This window comes from Sphingobacterium sp. WM, from assembly GCF_029542465.1.
Classification (GTDB): Bacteria; Bacteroidota; Bacteroidia; order Sphingobacteriales; family Sphingobacteriaceae; genus Sphingobacterium; species Sphingobacterium cellulitidis.
Genome location: NZ_CP120709.1, coordinates 2,223,106 through 2,239,977, shown reverse-complemented (window position 1 = coordinate 2,239,977; position 16,872 = coordinate 2,223,106). Strand labels below are relative to the sequence as shown.

15 protein-coding genes are annotated in these 16,872 nt (G+C 36.7%); 6 read left to right on the top strand and 9 right to left on the bottom strand.

Features of this window, described 5'->3' with window-relative positions:
* Positions 1 to 230: 230 nt before the first annotated feature.
* The 6 genes from PZ892_RS09665 to PZ892_RS09640 all read right to left on the bottom strand — a co-directional run bounded on the left by PZ892_RS09665 (position 231) and on the right by PZ892_RS09640 (position 5,086).
* Positions 231 to 611, bottom strand: a complete 381-nt coding sequence (locus PZ892_RS09665) for a hypothetical protein (RefSeq protein ID WP_094256539.1) — start codon at positions 609 to 611, stop codon at positions 231 to 233.
* On the bottom strand, positions 611 to 1,189 hold the full coding sequence (locus PZ892_RS09660; RefSeq protein WP_094256538.1) for a DJ-1/PfpI family protein: 579 nt from the start codon (positions 1,187 to 1,189) through the stop codon (positions 611 to 613). The genes PZ892_RS09665 and PZ892_RS09660 overlap by 1 nt, the downstream gene beginning before the upstream one ends.
* Before the next feature lie 18 nt (positions 1,190 to 1,207).
* Positions 1,208 to 1,774: an NAD(P)H-dependent oxidoreductase gene (locus PZ892_RS09655; RefSeq protein WP_277710937.1), complete on the bottom strand. Its 567-nt coding sequence runs from the start codon at positions 1,772 to 1,774 to the stop codon at positions 1,208 to 1,210.
* Between the two features lie 422 nt (positions 1,775 to 2,196).
* A complete protein-coding gene (locus PZ892_RS09650) occupies positions 2,197 to 2,769 on the bottom strand; it encodes a pentapeptide repeat-containing protein (RefSeq protein ID WP_277710936.1) in 573 nt (190 codons plus the stop codon).
* 14 nt (positions 2,770 to 2,783) lie between these two features.
* Entirely contained in the window at positions 2,784 to 3,356 is a 573-nt protein-coding gene (locus PZ892_RS09645; RefSeq protein ID WP_094256535.1) for a Crp/Fnr family transcriptional regulator, read from the bottom strand.
* A gap of 44 nt (positions 3,357 to 3,400) precedes the next feature.
* Entirely contained in the window at positions 3,401 to 5,086 is a 1,686-nt protein-coding gene (locus PZ892_RS09640) for an RluA family pseudouridine synthase (RefSeq protein ID WP_277710935.1), read from the bottom strand.
* 145 nt (positions 5,087 to 5,231) lie between these two features.
* On the opposite strand from PZ892_RS09640, the gene PZ892_RS09635 reads away from it, so the two are divergent.
* From PZ892_RS09635 to PZ892_RS09625, 3 genes are all read left to right on the top strand, one after another.
* Positions 5,232 to 6,191 carry an aldo/keto reductase gene (locus PZ892_RS09635; protein ID WP_182498559.1) on the top strand — a complete coding sequence of 320 codons (960 nt, stop codon included), beginning with the start codon at positions 5,232 to 5,234 and terminating at the stop codon, positions 6,189 to 6,191.
* 56 nt (positions 6,192 to 6,247) lie between these two features.
* The gene (locus PZ892_RS09630) at positions 6,248 to 6,718 is read left to right on the top strand and encodes a DNA starvation/stationary phase protection protein (RefSeq protein WP_094256532.1); all 471 of its coding nucleotides are present in this window, start codon (positions 6,248 to 6,250) and stop codon (positions 6,716 to 6,718) included.
* A gap of 235 nt (positions 6,719 to 6,953) precedes the next feature.
* The gene (locus tag PZ892_RS09625) at positions 6,954 to 7,772 is read left to right on the top strand and encodes a ZIP family metal transporter (RefSeq protein ID WP_277710934.1); all 819 of its coding nucleotides are present in this window, start codon (positions 6,954 to 6,956) and stop codon (positions 7,770 to 7,772) included.
* Positions 7,773 to 8,228: 456 nt separating this feature from the next.
* On the opposite strand, the gene PZ892_RS09620 is transcribed toward PZ892_RS09625, so the two are convergent.
* From PZ892_RS09620 to gyrA, 3 genes are read right to left on the bottom strand one after another with little or no spacing between them, the layout of a single operon-like run.
* The gene (locus PZ892_RS09620; protein ID WP_094282498.1) at positions 8,229 to 9,404 is read right to left on the bottom strand and encodes a tetratricopeptide repeat protein; all 1,176 of its coding nucleotides are present in this window, start codon (positions 9,402 to 9,404) and stop codon (positions 8,229 to 8,231) included.
* A gap of 18 nt (positions 9,405 to 9,422) precedes the next feature.
* Complete coding sequence (locus PZ892_RS09615; protein ID WP_094256529.1) at positions 9,423 to 10,535, bottom strand: tetratricopeptide repeat protein; 1,113 nt, start codon at positions 10,533 to 10,535, stop codon at positions 9,423 to 9,425.
* Complete coding sequence (gene gyrA / locus PZ892_RS09610; protein WP_277710933.1) at positions 10,519 to 13,083, bottom strand: DNA gyrase subunit A; 2,565 nt, start codon at positions 13,081 to 13,083, stop codon at positions 10,519 to 10,521. The genes PZ892_RS09615 and gyrA overlap by 17 nt, the downstream gene beginning before the upstream one ends.
* A 341-nt stretch (positions 13,084 to 13,424) precedes the next feature.
* Here gyrA and serC point away from each other — a divergent pair, with 341 nt between their 5' ends.
* The 3 genes from serC (at position 13,425) to PZ892_RS09595 (ending at position 16,872) form a co-directional block, all read left to right on the top strand.
* Positions 13,425 to 14,492, top strand: coding sequence for a 3-phosphoserine/phosphohydroxythreonine transaminase (gene serC / locus PZ892_RS09605; protein WP_277710932.1), 1,068 nt, complete (start codon positions 13,425 to 13,427; stop codon positions 14,490 to 14,492).
* 5 nt (positions 14,493 to 14,497) lie between these two features.
* Positions 14,498 to 15,445 (top strand): D-2-hydroxyacid dehydrogenase, encoded by a 948-nt coding sequence (locus PZ892_RS09600; protein ID WP_094256526.1) that lies wholly within the window; start codon positions 14,498 to 14,500, stop codon positions 15,443 to 15,445.
* 113 nt (positions 15,446 to 15,558) lie between these two features.
* Positions 15,559 to 16,872, top strand: a complete 1,314-nt coding sequence (locus tag PZ892_RS09595; RefSeq protein WP_277710931.1) for an aspartate kinase — start codon at positions 15,559 to 15,561, stop codon at positions 16,870 to 16,872.

Below are 16,872 nucleotides of genomic sequence, written 5' to 3'. Positions count from 1 at the left end.
TTTACTATAATCGCAATAAATAAAATGAAATTTAACAACAGCTTCACGAGAGAAATTCTAATGTAACTGCCTATATCCGCATTTCAATTATAGATGTAGGTTAAAAAAATTGTTTGTTAAATATTTTATTTGAATAAATATATAAAAAATATATTTAAATAAGAAAATTTATTTTCACAAAAAATAATAGCTGTAATGTATTACATTACAGCTATTTAAAAAATAGATTCTTATTTATTAACGCCTCGACGGCTAAGAATATTAATTGCTTCGTACTTCGAAGCATCATAATGTGGGTCTTCCAGCTTCAATTCAGTAGGATAGGGCTTGTTCTTGTCAAAGAAGTAAATCTTGGTGACACTCCCATAATCATTTACTGGAAACATATCTGCACATTGTTCATATTGTGCATTGAGTTGATCTTCTACAGTCACTGCATAAATCCGGATGATCCCACCTTTATTGTTCTCGTTTCGAACAAAAGCAACCTCCTGAAAACCACCAGGTATTTCTTCGATAGAAGGTTGGGAATAGGCATCATAAATAAAATACCCAAGGATAAGGATCAGAGGAATGGCAATAAACCAAATCTTTTTACGTTTTTTTTCCATTAAAGACTAATCTTAATGCCAAGTAATTTATAGAATTCCTTCAGGATATTTTGGTGTCCAGGCCATGCTGGCGAGGTAACTAGGTTGCCATCAACCACAGCTTGATCAGCAGGGATGTTTTTCCATGTACCACCCGCCAATTCAATATCTGGTCCTACAGCAACATAAGCCGTTAATGTTCGTCCTTGCAATACCTTCGCAGCAGTTAATACTTGAATTCCATGACAGATCGCTGCTACTGGTTTGTCTTGATCAAAAAAGTCCTTCGTAATCTCTAAAACTCTTTTATTTAAACGGATGTACTCTGCAGAACGTCCACCAGCAATATATAATCCATCATAATCTGCCGTGTTTACCGAATCAAAATCCTTGTTGATAGCAAAATTATGCCCTCTCAATTCTTTGTAGGTTTGATCACCCGTGAAATCATGAACAGCAGTCGGAACCACATCACCTTTTTTGCGGTCCGGAGCTACAGCATCTACTTGGATACCTATGGATTCCATTGCTTGAAAAGGAACCATAGCTTCATAATCCTCTACATAATCACCAACTAATAATAATACTTTCTTTGCCATAATATTGAAAATTTAATTTTACTGTTGTTCATTTGATAAACGCTCGGCCATCAAGCGTTTTGTTTTGCGCACTTTCGCTTCCAATTGACTTCTTAATAAAGGCGTAATGATCCCTTTCCCTTCCTCAAAATTCAATTGAAAATCAGGCAAGGAAAACGTTTCCAGGACAGTTGCCCCATCTCTAGGCATCCTAGCTTCAGCCATTTCTAAGATAGTTTTGGCGCCCCTTGGTCCATCACTCGTGGATAATAGGAATACCGGCTTCCCCGGATACACCTTCCGACCCTTTATTCTTGAAATCCAATCATACAGGTTTTTATAACCTACATTATAATTTCCGTTATTCTCTGCAAATGATATCAATATCAAATCCGCCCAATCAATCTTGGTAGCAAATTCCACAGCATTTTCAGGAATTCCGATTTCTTTTTCTAGATCCTTGGAAAATATTGGAACAGGAAAATTATTGATGTCCAGTACCAAGATCTCATCATCAATTTCTTTATAATATTTACTTACACTGCTAACCAGCTTTTTATTAATAGAATCGGAGCTATTACTCGCTCCAAAGGCCAATATCTTCATATCCCTAAAATTAAGGATAATGCCCGAGAAATAGAATCCTTGCTACTATTTATTCAGGCTTTTTAACAAATAGGTTAATTTCCTTTTTCAAAATCCTAAATGTTATGGTCTGAAATTGTGTAAATCTGGAGTGGCTATTAAATACAAAACTGAAAAATACTTCAGGAAAAATTCATGGTACTACCGCACTTTTGCCGGACCTTCTTCGGACCTTCTTCGGACCTTTGCCGAAAAAAATCGAAGGAGGTCCCTATTAGGTCCGAGCATGGTCCGACTATTTTCAATACTTGACTCTAACTAAAGCCGAATAACTTATTAAGTAGCAGAATAAATTACGATTGATTCACAACCAATAATTCATATTGCCTTGTAACAGTTTGTGAAATCTTAAATTAGATCCTTCTTGAAAAATAAAATTTCGATTAGATGCTAATGGATAACTTGTATTTTAATAATAGACCAGGTAGGCTATTGAGATTTATTTTCGCTCCTTTAACTTTATTGATGCTTGGATCTAAAATCAAGTTTTTTGATTCTCTAAAGTCCACTTTCTCAAGGTTGGAGTTAATAAATTGGGCGTCCTTCATATCGGATCCGGCAAAGCTGGCATTGGTTAAATGTGCGTTTTCAAAGTCTACCTGATGCAAACGGCAATTCGAGAAGACTGTTCCTTTGATATTGCAATTATAGAAGGAGCTATGGTCTAAGCTGGATTCCTCGAAGCGGAGTTGGATATTAAATGGGTTGATACTATCAAATCGTAATCCCAACAATTTGCAGTTTTTGAATAGGATGTCTTGGAAACTGCATTGTTCAATTTTTGCCAGGGATAAATTGCAGTCCACAAATTGGCAATCGATAAATTTATAATTGTTGAGGTTTACCCCTTCAAAATTGCATTGAAGAAATTTACAGTATTCATATTCGCCCTTGTAAAGGGGGCTATCTATAAAATTGATATTCTGAAAGGTTTGATCTTCAAAATAATCCATCATGTTTGTTTTTATTATTAATCGTTAAGGATTTCTTTACGGATTCTACTAAGCGAACTATCTGTTACGCCTAAATAGGAGGCAATATATTTGAGGGGTGCTTGCTGGATAATTTGTGGTTTTTCTTCCATGAGATGGAGATATCTCATTTTTGCGGGCTCTGTAATCATTTCCGTTGCTCTTTTCTTGGACAGATAAAGTTCAAAAGCCATCCAAGCACGACCCCATTCTCGGAAAGCAGGGATTTTATGAAAAAGGTCCTGAAATTTTTCGTAATCAATTTTCCATAAGATACAATCTGTTAAACATTGTATATATTCTTGGGTTGGAATTCTTTGAAAAATCGAGGCTACTTCAATTACAACTTCATTTTTTCCGGAAAAGCCAGTGCTGATTTCATTGCCTTCATAATCATATAAATAGGTACGGACTAAACCTTCTTCCACAATATAGTATTCATTGGCTATATGACCTTTTTCCAGTATAAAATCCCCTTTTGATAAATGGACTTGGTCATGGGCTTCAAAAATCAGTTCCAAGTCGGATGATTTTAATTGAGGATGTTGATAGGCATATCTTAAGACTTCCATTTCGGTGTGATTATTTGCTTTAAGTTAAAGAAATCCTGCGAAATCTAAAACGGGTCCGATACCTCAAAGGAAACTGATGCTTTGGAATGGGGGTGAATAAATTGAATATATCCCGCATGTAAATGCAAACGGTTTGCCCGTTTTCCATAGAGGTCATCACCAATAATAGCACAATTCAAGCCTTTAGCATGCGCAGAATGAACCCTCAATTGATGGGTTCTTCCCGTTTGCGGGAAATAATGGATTCGCGTATGCTGGCCTTCGATGGCTACAATTTTATATTCTGTTTGCGCAGGTTTTCCATATTCGTAACAAACCACCTGTCTAGGTCGATCATCCAGGTCCACCCGTAGTGGAAGATCAATTAAGCCTTCAGGTTGTTGGATAATGCCATCCAGAAGGGCGGTATATCTTTTCTTAACCGTATGGTTGATAAATTGACTTTGAATAAATTGATGTGCCTCCTTGGTTTTTGCAAGAACAAGTATTCCTGAGGTAGACATATCCAATCGATGAATGATCAATGGGCTATCCAGATTCGGATATTTTGCCATAATACGGCTTTGCACGCTATCTTGGACATTGATGCCAGGGACCGAAAGGAATTCTGCAGGTTTGTTCACTACGATGATTGCTTCATCTTCAAAGATGATTTCCAACTCCTTGCCATCGGCAGGGTTTTCCAGCATGGGATTAGGATCGACGGACAAACCTTGGAGCATATGTTCCAAAATAGGCTCACATTTCCCTCGACAGGCGGGGTAAAAGTTCTGATGCTTACGGACCTCCTGATTAGGCGATGAGCCCCACCAGAATTCTGCCATAGATATGGGGTTCAAGTTATGCTCAAAAGCATATTGAAGCAGTTTTGGAGCAGCACATTCGCCAGCACCCGCCGGTGGAATTATGTTTTTACTGTCCTTGAATATATCCAATACAGATTTACGCTGCTGATTGGCGTTTAAGAAATGATATTGGTCAAAAAGTTCATTCTGAAGATTGGAGGAACGCAGTTTTCTTTCCTGCTTCAAAAGGTCAATTTGGTTGAGAATTTCATTCAATTCAGTTTCAGCCTGTAGGATATTCCTGGCTGAGAGTTCTTTTTGGACATCATAATGATGCTGGTCCCGGTAACTCTGTTTGATTAAATCCTCTTCAATCAATTTATATTCGTCGATAGAAAGGGATTCTTTATGGGTATTTCGAATAGCCTTCCTTTCGGCTTTATTCTTTTTATGTAAGGCACGCATATCTGCCAAGGCTTGTTCCTCTTGAGCCCTTGTGCTTGCTAGCTTAGTTTTTAAGTCTTTTAATGCTGTTGAATTTTGAAGCTTTTCAATATCTCTATTTATTTGATTGATTATTTCTTCTTCCTTCAGAAAAAAACCTTCAGGGTCAAGCATATCAAAGATTGGGGGAACAAAATAGTTATGTCTATTTGTTCCGGCTAATTTTCCAGATACTGCGGCAAGAAATCCTAATTGGCCATGTTGATCTCTCAGCACCAATACGCCAAACATTTTTCCGATGATCAATCCGGATTGTTCAGGGTCCAATCCGAAGTTATGGTCAAAATCCTGTTGATTCATTAAGTAATCTTGAACCTGTTGGGCGGCAAGTTTACTTAGTTCATGTGGTTCATAACAAAATGGAAAAGTAAATCGACTTGGAAGGATGATTTGTTCTGTATCTTCTTGAAATAAATGGAAGTAAGGAATCTCTTTAGACATTTTATTTTTTGACAAAGAACAAAAGTACGAATTGTAAGGTAATGCGGTATGATATATCGACTTTTTTATGACAATATAAAGCTTGAAAAAGGCCTTTATCTGCTAAATAATGAGTAAATTGTTAATACTAAAAATTCGTGCTTAAATGGATAAAATCGTAAAATTTGGAGAGTCTGATTTAGAAATAGTACCCTTAATTTTTGGGGGAAATGTTTTTGGTTGGACCTTGGATGAAAAACAATCCTTTGAAATTTTGGATCAATTTATGGATTTGGGTTTCAATGCAATTGATACAGCCAACAATTATTCTCATTGGGTGCCCGGCAATAAGGGTGGAGAGTCAGAAACTATTATTGGAAATTGGCTAAACGAGAGAAATAACCGGGAAAAAGTCGTTTTGATGACCAAAGTTGCTGGAAGGTTTGGTTATGACAGTAAAACCAATACCAAGGCAGACTATATAAAAGAGCAGGTTGAGCTTTCCTTAAGTCGATTGCAAACAGAATATATTGATTTATATCAAACGCATTACGATGATTTGGATACGCCAGTGGAGGAAACCTTAAGAGCTTATGAGGATTTGATAAAAGAAGGTAAGGTACGATACATTGGAGCATCCAATATCAAAACAGATCGTTTATTGGAGAGTTTGGACACGTCAAGTAGATTAGGATTACCGAAATATATCTCCCTTCAACCTGAATATAACTTGTATGATCGGGAGAAATATGAAACTGAATATGCGGAAACGGTTCAACAATATGGTCTAGCCGTTATTCCATATTATTCTTTGGCGAGTGGATTTTTATCAGGGAAGTATTTGACTGATGATGATTTTTCGAAATCCAAAAGGGGAGAAGGTATTGAAAAAAGATATTGGAATGAAAGAGGGCAACGTATTGTTGCGGCATTGAATGATGTGGCTTCGGCTTACCGTACATCGGCAGCCTCCGTTGCATTAGCATGGTTATTAGCTCAACCCAATATTACGGCTCCCATAGCCAGTGCGACAAAAGAAAGTCATTTACAAGGTTTTGTTTCCGCTTTGCAATTGAGATTAGGTGAGGAGGCTTTGGAAAAATTAAATACAGCTAGCCGATATTAAAAATAAATAAAACAAATTGGCAAGAAATTACATTAACATTTTAAATAAATAGGAATATGAAAACTGATATAGGAATTAAAGAACAGGACACAAAAGTTGTAGCAGGATTATTAAATAAGCTTTTGGCAGATGAGAATGTGCTTTATACTAAGGTTCGTAATGCGCACTGGAATATTGAAGGTCCGGATTTTCATGCACAACATATATTTTTTGAAGAACTGTATTCTGAATTGGCTGAAATTATCGATGAGGTAGCGGAAAGAGTTCGTGCGATTGGTCATTATGCAGTAGGTACCATGAAAGAATTCTTGGAACTGACTCAACTGACTGAAATGAAATATAAAAAGAATGATAGTCAAGGATTTATCGCTGAGTTGTTAAATGATTACGAGAGTTTAATTATCTCATTGAGAGAAGACATTAAACTAGCAGAAGAACATAATGATGCTGGAACTGAGGATTTCCTCGTTGGATTATTAGAAAAACATGAAAAAACTGCTTGGATGTTGAGGTCACATCTGAGATGAAAAAATACATATTGGATAGGAAAGGAGCTGTAAATCAGCTCCTTTTTTTATGGAAATCTACTTAATATCAGGTATGGGAGCAGTTCAAGATATTTTTTCATATCCACATAAAATTTAATTAAATCTATTTTCTGCATTACCTAAAAACATCGACAGATGTACAATTAAGCGTATTATTTTATTAGAATCTAAATTAGAATACTTATTTTCAGCAAATTATTCTGCACTGGATCAAATGATAGATGAATTAGTAGAGTTTCTTGGAAAACAGAATGCTGTTGTTTCGGCTTTGTTCGCTGGATTATTCACTTGGGGAGTAACAGCTTTGGGTGCTGCCGGCGTTTTTCTTTTCAAAGGAGTCAATAAAAAGTTATTGAATGGCATGCTTGGATTTACTGGAGGGGTCATGGTTGCTGCTAGTTTCTGGTCTTTACTTTCACCAGCCATTGAAATGAGTTCTGGCGAAGGGTTTTCCAAAGTGATGCCTTCCGCAATTGGCTTTATTCTTGGAGCGCTTTTTATTTTTGGTTTAGATAAATTGATGCCCCACCTTCACTTGAATTTCTTAAAAACAGAAGGACCAAAATCGTCCTTACATAGAACTACCTTGTTAACTATTGCTATCGCTTTACATAATATTCCTGAAGGTTTGGCGGTTGGCGTTCTCTTTGGTGGCGCAGCATTAGATGTTCCTGAAGCCAGTATCACCGGTGCTGTTTTGTTGGCAATGGGTATCGGATTACAAAACTTCCCAGAGGGGATTGCCGTATCAATGCCACTTCGTCGAATGGGATTGTCCAGATGGAAAAGCTTTCAATATGGTCAATTATCAGCAATCGTAGAACCTGTTTTTGCGGTGCTAGGAGCATTCGCAGTCGGGTTCTTTATGCCAATCCTTCCTTATGCCCTTTCATTTGCCGCAGGTGCAATGATATTCGTCGTAATTGAAGAAGTAATCCCCGAAACACAACAAGAAGAACACTCCGATATTCCTATCCTTGGATTTATCCTAGGTTTTGTGGTGATGATGGTGCTGGACGTAGCGTTGGGCTGATTTTAGTATTTAGTAGTTAGTATTTAGTATTTAGATTTCCTGGATAGTTTGCTAATATGGCTTTCTGAATATATCTATTAACTGAATATCTAATATCTAGTAGTTATTATTTAGATTTCCTGGATAGTTTGCTAATATGGCTTTCTGAATATATTTGTTAACTGAATATCTAATATCTAGTAGTTATTATTTAGATTTCCTGGATAGTTTGATAATATGGCTTTCTGAATATATCTGTTAACTGATTATCTAATATATAGTAGTTATTATTTAGATTTCCTGGATAGTTTGATAAATTTATTTTCTGAATATTTAAGCTCACGTTACTATTAAGTCTATTCTTGTGAACTATACTTATCCGCCATAGGTCTAAATACTAAATACTATATACTAAATACTAAAACAATCAAGGGATGAACTTTTGGTTCATCCCTTCATTTTTTTTATGAGTATAGCTTAGTTTAAAGCTTCAATTTTTGCTTGAATTTCAGCTGATTTAGCTTCGTCGTTCATGAAATCGTAGTAATTTTTTAGATTTCTTAACGCGTCTACATTTTTAGGATCTAATTCAACTGATTTCTCAAGGTAAGGAACCGCTTGAGCGATTTTTCCTTTGATTCCTTCAACTCTTTTATTGTATTCAGTAGTAGGAATTGATTTGTCTTCATTAAGTTTCATTAGTTCCTCACGGCCACCGTTCATGATTACCACTGCAGCATTTGTGTTTGCTTCAAGGTAATTAGGGTCGATTTCAAGAGCTTTTTGGTAAGAAGCTAGGGATTTTTCAGTATCACCTGCAGCACCATAAGCTAAGCCTAAATAATAGTGTAAGCTTTTATTTTGAGGATCTTTTGCAACTTGAGATTCAATGTCAGAAACGATTTTCGCTTCATTACCAGTGATTAAGTTCAATTCGATGTTTTGAACAACAGCATCATTATCATTTGGATAAGCTGCTACAGCTTCAGCTGCTGCAGTAATTGCAGATGCTGTATCACCTTTTTGAAGGTACAATTTAGGAAGGTCTACCAAAATTGTTTTATGGCTAGAGTATTCCTTAATTGGAACTAATTCTTTGTACTTCTCAATTGCTTTATCATACTCCTTGTTTTGTACTGCCGCAAGACCTGAATAGAAAGTTAGGGTAGTATCACCAGGAAGGTAAGTTAATGCATCTGAGAAATCTGCGTATGCAGTTTTATAATCTTGTTTGTCCCAAGCAGCAACACCTTCGTTAAATTTGAATTGACCAAGTGTTTGTCCAGCTACCAAGATGTTATCAGCATGCTTTTTATCTTTATCAAGTTCTGTAGCTTTAGCAATAGCATCTTTTGCTTTGGTAGCATCTTCAGCACTTTTATTCAAATTTGCAAGGTTTGAGTACACCAATGCATAATAAGTCCAAGCTTCAGGATCATCTTTAGTTTTGTCATGAACCACAGCGGCATCAATAGCTTCTTGAGCTGCAGTAAGGTTAGATTTACCTAATTCAGCAGAACCAGCAGCTTTTAATTCTTCGTATTTAACAATAGCTGCTTTTGCTTTCTTTACATTGCCCGACTGTGCAAATAGGGCAGTAGAACTGGTTGCAAAAAGCAATCCTACAAATAATATCGATTTTCTAAAATTCATATCTATTTTATTGTTTGTTTAATTTGAAAGTTGGTTTAATAAAAGATTAACGCGATCCAATTGGGTGTCATCATCTGTTTTTTGATAAAATAATGCCAATGATTTCAACGCATTGATTTCATAAGGCTTGATTTCATTTGCTTTCAACAAATAATTCTGCGCATTGTATTGCGATTCCTGATCTTCGGTATCTTTTAAAAACTTGTTTAAGTTTATTAAGCCAAGGGCCAAGTTTGATTCGTAATTATTTGGATCCAACTCCAATACCTTTTCGTAATAAGATTTGGCAATTTCCAAATTATTCGCATTCTCATTAGCATACCCTGCGAGGTAATTTAATTCGATGTTTTCAGGTTCCAATTTAATCGCTTGTTCAATAATTGGAACGATAGCATCGTAGGCATTACTCTTAGCGTATTTTTCAATTAATAAGAATAACAAACCTTTATCTTCTGGGAATTTGGTTCTACCTTCTTCCAATGTGGTTAGAGCTTTTTGTTTCTCATCCAGTTGGTCGTAGATATTTGCCAGTTCAATAAACTGCTGGGCAGTCATATTTCCAGATTCATGGATTATGTTATAATATTTAATTGCATCCTCGGTTTTTCCTGCTTTAGTTGCTAACAAAGCAAGGTTATAAGTGACATCGCCACTTTTAGCATCCAGTTCATTTACCCGGCTAAAGTCAGTGTAGGCTTCGTCAAATTTCTTAGCTTCCAAGAACTTATTAGCACGATAGATTAATGCAGCTGCTAAATTTTGATTGACATATTTCAATTCACCTGCATAACCAGGTTGATCTTTTTTGTCAATCTTTCCCATTGTTTGATAAGTCAAATCAATAGGGTCGGCGTTTAGTTTAATAGTACGAGTTGAGTCAGCATAGGCTAACGAGCTCAATACCATTGCTCTAAGGACATTGACTTTAGTTTTAGATGAGTCGCGTTTAGTTTTATAGATATTGTCAATTTGTTTTCTGGCATTATCTAAATTAGCAATATTACCGGTTTGAGTATATAGCGCAAAAGCATTACTAGCCTCTTTATAGGCAGATTGCGCATTGGCAGCCTGGGTACCCAATAGTAAAAATGCTCCTAAAGCACCTGAAATAAATCTATTCTTGTTCTTCATTCTCCGTGTTAGCTGATTCATTGTCTGTTGAGTTTTCTGCTCCTTCAGCACCTTCAACGTCTAATTCCTCTTCGTCCTCTTGTCTTTCCACTTTGGTTACTGATGCGATTTCGTCGGTATCTTTCAGGGTGATTAATTTCACACCTTGAGTAGCACGACCCATCACACGCAAGCTTTCAACTCCGATACGGATAACAATACCTGATTTATTGATAATCATTAAGTCGTTTTCATCAGTAACACCTTTAATAGCTACCAATTCACCGGTTTTGTCCGTAACGTTAATTGTTTTTACACCTTTACCACCGCGATTCGTAATTCTGTAATCATCGATATCAGTACGTTTACCGTATCCTTTTTCAGAAACTACCAATACAGTTGTTTCTTGATTATTAACACTAATCATGCCAACAACCTCATCTTTTTCACTTGCAAGGGTGATACCACGCACACCTGTTGCAGTTCTTCCCATAGGCCTAACGGTAGATTCATTGAAACGGATGGCACGTCCAGAACGTAGAGCCATGACAATTTCACTTGAACCATTAGTTAATGTAGCTTCTAAAAGTTGGTCACCTTCATTAATGTTAATCGCATTGATACCGTTTGCTCTTGGTCTAGAGTACGCTTCAAGTGATGTTTTCTTAATGGTACCTTTCTTAGTACACATAATGATGAAATTATTTTCAAGGTATTCTTGATCCTTAAGGTTTGTTACCTTAATATATGCCTTGATTTTTTCATCCTTAGGAATATTGATGATATTCTGTAATGCACGTCCTTTAGAAGTACGGCTACCTTCAGGAATTTCAAATGCTCTCAACCAGAAACAACGACCTGCTTCCGTAAATAATAATAGGTAGTTGTGGGCGGATGCCGTGATAATATGTTCAGTAAAGTCTTCATCACGGGTAGTAGATCCAATTGCACCTTTACCACCACGTCCTTGAACACGGTACTCTGTTAATGGAGTACGTTTTACATAACTATTATGAGAAATTGTGATCACAACTTCCTCATCATCGATGAAGTCTTCCATACGTAAATCTTCAGCAGAATGTACGATATGAGAGCGTCTTTCATCGCCATATTTTTCTTTTACTTCAACTAATTCATCTTTGATGATTTTGAAGCGTAGGGATTCGTCAGCAAGAACTTCTTTCAAATACTCGATCGTTTTCATAAGTTCAGCATATTCTTCCTTAATCTTATCACGTTCCAGTCCTGTCAACCTTCTTAGGGTCATATCTAGGATTGCACGAGCTTGGATATCAGAAAGTGCGAAACGCTCCATTAAGCCAACACGAGCATCTTCTGGAGTATCTGAATTACGAATCAATTTAATAACCTCATCCAAGTGATCTAGAGCGATCAAATAACCTTCCAGGATATGGGCTCTTTTTTCAGCTTCAGCAAGTTCGAACTTAGTTCTACGGATTACCACATCATGTCTGTGTTCAACGAACTCATGGATCATATCCTTTAAGTTCATCATTTGTGGTCTACCCTTAACTAGAGCGATGTTGTTTACTGAGAAGGATGTTTGTAATGCCGTATGCTTATATAGGTTATTTAAGACCACATTAGCATTTGCATCACGTTTTATTTCATAGACGATACGGATATCCTTAGAAGATTCATCTCTAATTTCAGAGATACCTTCGATTTTCTTTTCTTGAACTAAATCGGCAGTTCTTTTGATCATATCCGATTTATTCACTTGATAAGGGATTTCCGTTACGATAATAATCTCTTTACCAGATTTAGTAGTTTCGATTTCCGCTTTACCACGCATCACGATTCGACCACGACCGGTTTCAAAAGCTTCTTTAACACCATTATATCCATAGATCAAACCTCCTGTAGGGAAATCTGGTCCTTTGACATGGGTCATTAACTCTGAAATTTCGATATCGCGGTTATCGATATAAGCGATGGTACCATCAATAACTTCAGTTAAGTTATGAGGAGCCATATTTGTAGCCATACCTACAGCAATCCCAGAAGCTCCATTTACAAGTAAGTTTGGAATTCTGGTTGGAAGTACGGTTGGTTCTTCAAGGGAGTCGTCAAAGTTTAATTGGAAATCAACGGTGTCTTTGTTAATGTCCGCCAACATTTCCTCAGTAATTTTACGGAGTCTAGCTTCCGTATAACGCATTGCTGCTGGTGGGTCACCATCGATAGATCCATAGTTACCTTGTCCATCGACTAGGGGATAGCGCATAGACCAATGTTGGGCCATACGAACCATGGTGTCATAAACGGATAAGTCCCCATGCGGGTGATACTTACCGAGTACATCTCCAACAATACGAGCAGATTTTTTATAAGGTTTTCCACTCGTTACCCCAAGGTCTAACATACCATACAATACACGACGGTGTACTGGTTTCAGACCATCACGAGCATCAGGTAGAGCACGCGAAACGATTACCGACATCGAATAATCGATGTACGCGGACTTCATTTGGTCTTCGATATTAATGGGGATAATCCTGTTTTCGGCAGGAACTAAATTGTTTTCGTTTTCTGTTTCTTCAGCCATTATATTTTGGTTTCAATCAATATAATAATTGTCATATCTATAAAAGACACGTAACAGGCGAAGATACACAATTTTTTAGGTTTTTGGTACGTGTTTCTTCATTAAAGATATCCACAATGGATGCAATTTGTTAATATTTTTCAGGAAGTTTTATGTTTAAACATCTATGGAGGATAAATGGTAATATGATATTAAATGTCATAATAATTTAAGATATTTTAAACAAATATGGAATTTGTTTTAAAAAATTTTAAAAATATTTTACCTTTGGGCATTCTATTTTAGGTCAAACGATTGATTAATCGTTAACCTCCTAATTTTTAACAAATTAAGCTACAGTAATGAAACATAATTTCGGTGCAGGCCCATGTATTTTACCTAAAGAGGTTTTTGAAGAAGCTTCAAAGGCGGTAATTGACTTTAATGGTACAGGTTTATCTATATTGGAAATTTCGCACCGTTCCAAAGAATTTGAAGCAGTAATCATCGAGACTGAGAAATTGGTTCGTGAGTTATTGAATGTTCCTGCGGGATATTCCATATTATTTCTTCAAGGAGGTGCGAGCCAGCAATTTGCGATGGTTCCAATGAATTTATTGCCTGAGAATGGTACAGCTTCTTACTTAGATACTGGCGTTTGGGCGACCAAAGCTGCTAAGGAAGCTAAAAAGGTAGGACAGGTTGAGATTGTTGCGTCCTCGAGTGACCAAAACTACTCCTATATTCCTAAAGGTTATTCCATTCCTGCAGATTCGAGCTATTTTCACTATACGTCGAACAATACAATCTATGGAACAGAAGTGTTTGATAAACCAAATACCTCAGTTCCAACCGTGGTAGATATGTCTTCCGATATATTAAGTAGAACGATTGATGTTTCAGAATTCGATTTAATCTATGCTGGTGCTCAAAAAAATATGGGTCCTGCTGGGGTAACCTTGGTTATCGTTAAAGATGAAATCCTTGGTAAATCAGGACGTACATTGCCAACGATTTTTGATTATGAAGCCCATGCGAAAGCGGGTTCCATGTATAATACGCCACCAGTATTCTCTATTTATGTATCCATGTTAAACCTACGTTGGTTAAAAGACAAAGGTGGGATTTCCGTAATTGAACAAGAGAATATCATCAAAGCGCGTACATTATATGATGAAATTGACCGTAACCCATTCTTTAAGGGTACAGCAGCTCTGGAAGATCGCTCGAGAATGAATGTTACTTTTGTAATGGATAGTCCAGAATTGGAAGCTGAATTCCTAGCATTAGCAAAAGAGCGTAATTTAATTGGGATCAAAGGTCACCGTTCAGTTGGTGGATTTAGAGCATCTATTTACAATGCATTGAGCATTAGTTCAATCAATGCTTTGGTAGATACGATGAGAGAGTTTGAAGAAAGTAAGAAATAATTAACATGAGAATTTTAGCAAACGATGGGATTGATCCTATCGGTAAAAAAATATTGGAAGATGCTGGTTTTGTAGTTGATACAGAGCATATTCCGCAAGATGAATTAATCAATAGGTTGAATGAATACGATGCCGTTACAGTACGTAGTGCTACCAAATTGCGTCAACCATTAATTGATGCTTGTCCTAATATCAAAGTAATTGGTAGAGGCGGAGTAGGAATGGATAATATCGACGTGGATTATGCAAGATCAAAAGGTGTTGCTGTAGTCAATACTCCGGCAGCATCATCACATTCTGTTGCTGAATTGGTATTTGCACATTTGTTGAATGGTGTAAGATTCTTATATGATTCTAACCGTAAAATGCCAGTTGAAGGAAATACCAAATTTGCTGGTTTGAAGAAAGCATATGCTGCTGGTTCAGAATTACAAGGAAAAGTATTAGGTGTAGTTGGCTTTGGCCGTATTGGTCGTGAGACAGCGAAAATTGGTTTAGGATTGGGAATGACAGTTATCTATTCGGACCTATTCGAAGGACCTAGTTCATTGACATTAAATTTTTCTGGAGATGTATCAGTTAATGTTCCTGTAGAACAGGTAGATATAGCAACGATTTTTGCGAAATCAGACTTTATTTCATTACATGTTCCATTTACGGATAAGCCAGTAATTGGTAAAGAAGAATTCGCATTATTAAAAGATGGAGTAGGATTAGTTAACGCGTCCCGAGGTGGAGTAATTGATGAGTTGGGATTAGTTGAAGCATTAAATTCAGGCAAGGTTGGATTTGCCGGATTAGATGTTTATGATGATGAGCCAACACCAAGAGCCGAGATTTTAGGACATCCTAAGATTTCCTTAACTCCACATATTGGAGCAGCGACCAATGAAGCACAAGAGCGAATTGGTGAAGAACTAGCCCAACTGTTGATAGAAAACTTGAAGAAGTAGTTCTTCCGCATAAAATATATGCGGCACAAAAGCTTTTATTTGCATTTGTGCCGCTTTTTTTTGTTAAAAGACTTATATTCACCCCCTCGTAAAAACATATAGTTAAAAGAAACATGAAAATTCTAAAATTCGGTGGAACATCCGTAGGAAGTGCTGAGCGTATCCAGAGTTTATTGGATATCGTTAATCCCGCAGAGCGTCAGATCGTTGTCCTTTCAGCAGTGGCTGGAACAACAAATGCATTGGTTGAAATCTCTAAAGCTTACTTGAATGGTAAGAAGGATGAAGCCAAGGAATTGATCAAGGATCATAAGAATAAGTACGAAGCTTTAATCAAGGACCTCTTCAGCACTGAGAATGGATTTAAGCAGGGTAAGGAATTGATTGATTACCATTTTAATATTATAGCATCATTGTCCAATGATTTATTTACTCCGACAGAAGAAAAAATCATTTTGGCACAAGGAGAATTAATGTCTACGACCTTATGGCATCTGTATCTTGGGGAAAAAGGCATTCCATCTGTATTGCTTCCAGCATTGGATTTTATGAAAATAGATGAGGATAATGAGCCTGTAGTACCTTTTATCAAAGAAAAGTTAGAAGCTATATTAAACCAACATCCAGAAAACACCTTATTTATTACTCAAGGGTTTATCTGTAGAAATTCATTTGGCGAAATTGATAATTTACGTCGTGGAGGGTCAGATTATACAGCATCATTAATTGGTGCAGCTATTCAAGCTGATGAAATCCAAATCTGGACAGATATCGATGGCATGCACAATAATGATCCAAGGATTGTTAAAAATACTACGCCGATTGCTGAATTAAGTTTTGATGAAGCAGCGGAGTTGGCCTATTTCGGTGCGAAAATCTTACATCCGCAGAGTGTTTTTCCGGCGCAACGATATAATGTTCCGGTTCGTTTGTTGAACACCATGGATCCCAAAGCATTTGGAACCTTGATTTCAAAAAATGGTGGTAAAAAAGGAGCAATCAGAGCGGTCGCAGCGAAAGATGATATCACAGCTATCCATATACATTCTTCAAGAATGTTATTGGCTTATGGTTTCTTAAGGAAGATTTTCGAAATTTTCGAACGCTATAAAACTCCAATCGATATGATTACAACTTCTGAGGTTGCAGTTTCATTGACGATTGATGATACCAAAAATCTAAATGATATCATCCGTGAAGTTGAGGACTTTGGAAATGTAAGTGTTGATAGAAATCAAACAATTATTTGTGTGGTAGGGGATTTTGGTGCGAATACGCATGGTTATGCAGCTCGAGTATTGGATGCTGTAAAACATTTGCCTTTACGTATGGTATCCTACGGGGGATCAGATTATAATGTTTCCATTTTATTGGATTCTGCCCATAAAGTTGAAGCATTAAGATCATTACATAATAGAATATTTTAA

Coding starts and splice junctions, on each gene's coding strand:
- PZ892_RS09635 (WP_182498559.1), top strand. CDS start 5,232: ATGGATAAAATCGTAAAATTTGGAGAGTCTGATTTAGAAATAGTACCC.
- PZ892_RS09615 (WP_094256529.1), bottom strand. CDS start 10,535: ATGAAGAACAAGAATAGATTTATTTCAGGTGCTTTAGGAGCATTTTTA.
- PZ892_RS09655 (WP_277710937.1), bottom strand. CDS start 1,774: ATGAAGATATTGGCCTTTGGAGCGAGTAATAGCTCCGATTCTATTAAT.
- PZ892_RS09600 (WP_094256526.1), top strand. CDS start 14,498: ATGAGAATTTTAGCAAACGATGGGATTGATCCTATCGGTAAAAAAATA.
- PZ892_RS09625 (WP_277710934.1), top strand. CDS start 6,954: ATGATAGATGAATTAGTAGAGTTTCTTGGAAAACAGAATGCTGTTGTT.
- PZ892_RS09660 (WP_094256538.1), bottom strand. CDS start 1,189: ATGGCAAAGAAAGTATTATTATTAGTTGGTGATTATGTAGAGGATTAT.
- PZ892_RS09665 (WP_094256539.1), bottom strand. CDS start 611: ATGGAAAAAAAACGTAAAAAGATTTGGTTTATTGCCATTCCTCTGATC.
- PZ892_RS09630 (WP_094256532.1), top strand. CDS start 6,248: ATGAAAACTGATATAGGAATTAAAGAACAGGACACAAAAGTTGTAGCA.
- PZ892_RS09645 (WP_094256535.1), bottom strand. CDS start 3,356: ATGGAAGTCTTAAGATATGCCTATCAACATCCTCAATTAAAATCATCC.
- PZ892_RS09595 (WP_277710931.1), top strand. CDS start 15,559: ATGAAAATTCTAAAATTCGGTGGAACATCCGTAGGAAGTGCTGAGCGT.
- serC (WP_277710932.1), top strand. CDS start 13,425: ATGAAACATAATTTCGGTGCAGGCCCATGTATTTTACCTAAAGAGGTT.
- PZ892_RS09640 (WP_277710935.1), bottom strand. CDS start 5,086: ATGTCTAAAGAGATTCCTTACTTCCATTTATTTCAAGAAGATACAGAA.
- gyrA (WP_277710933.1), bottom strand. CDS start 13,083: ATGGCTGAAGAAACAGAAAACGAAAACAATTTAGTTCCTGCCGAAAAC.
- PZ892_RS09650 (WP_277710936.1), bottom strand. CDS start 2,769: ATGATGGATTATTTTGAAGATCAAACCTTTCAGAATATCAATTTTATA.
- PZ892_RS09620 (WP_094282498.1), bottom strand. CDS start 9,404: ATGAATTTTAGAAAATCGATATTATTTGTAGGATTGCTTTTTGCAACC.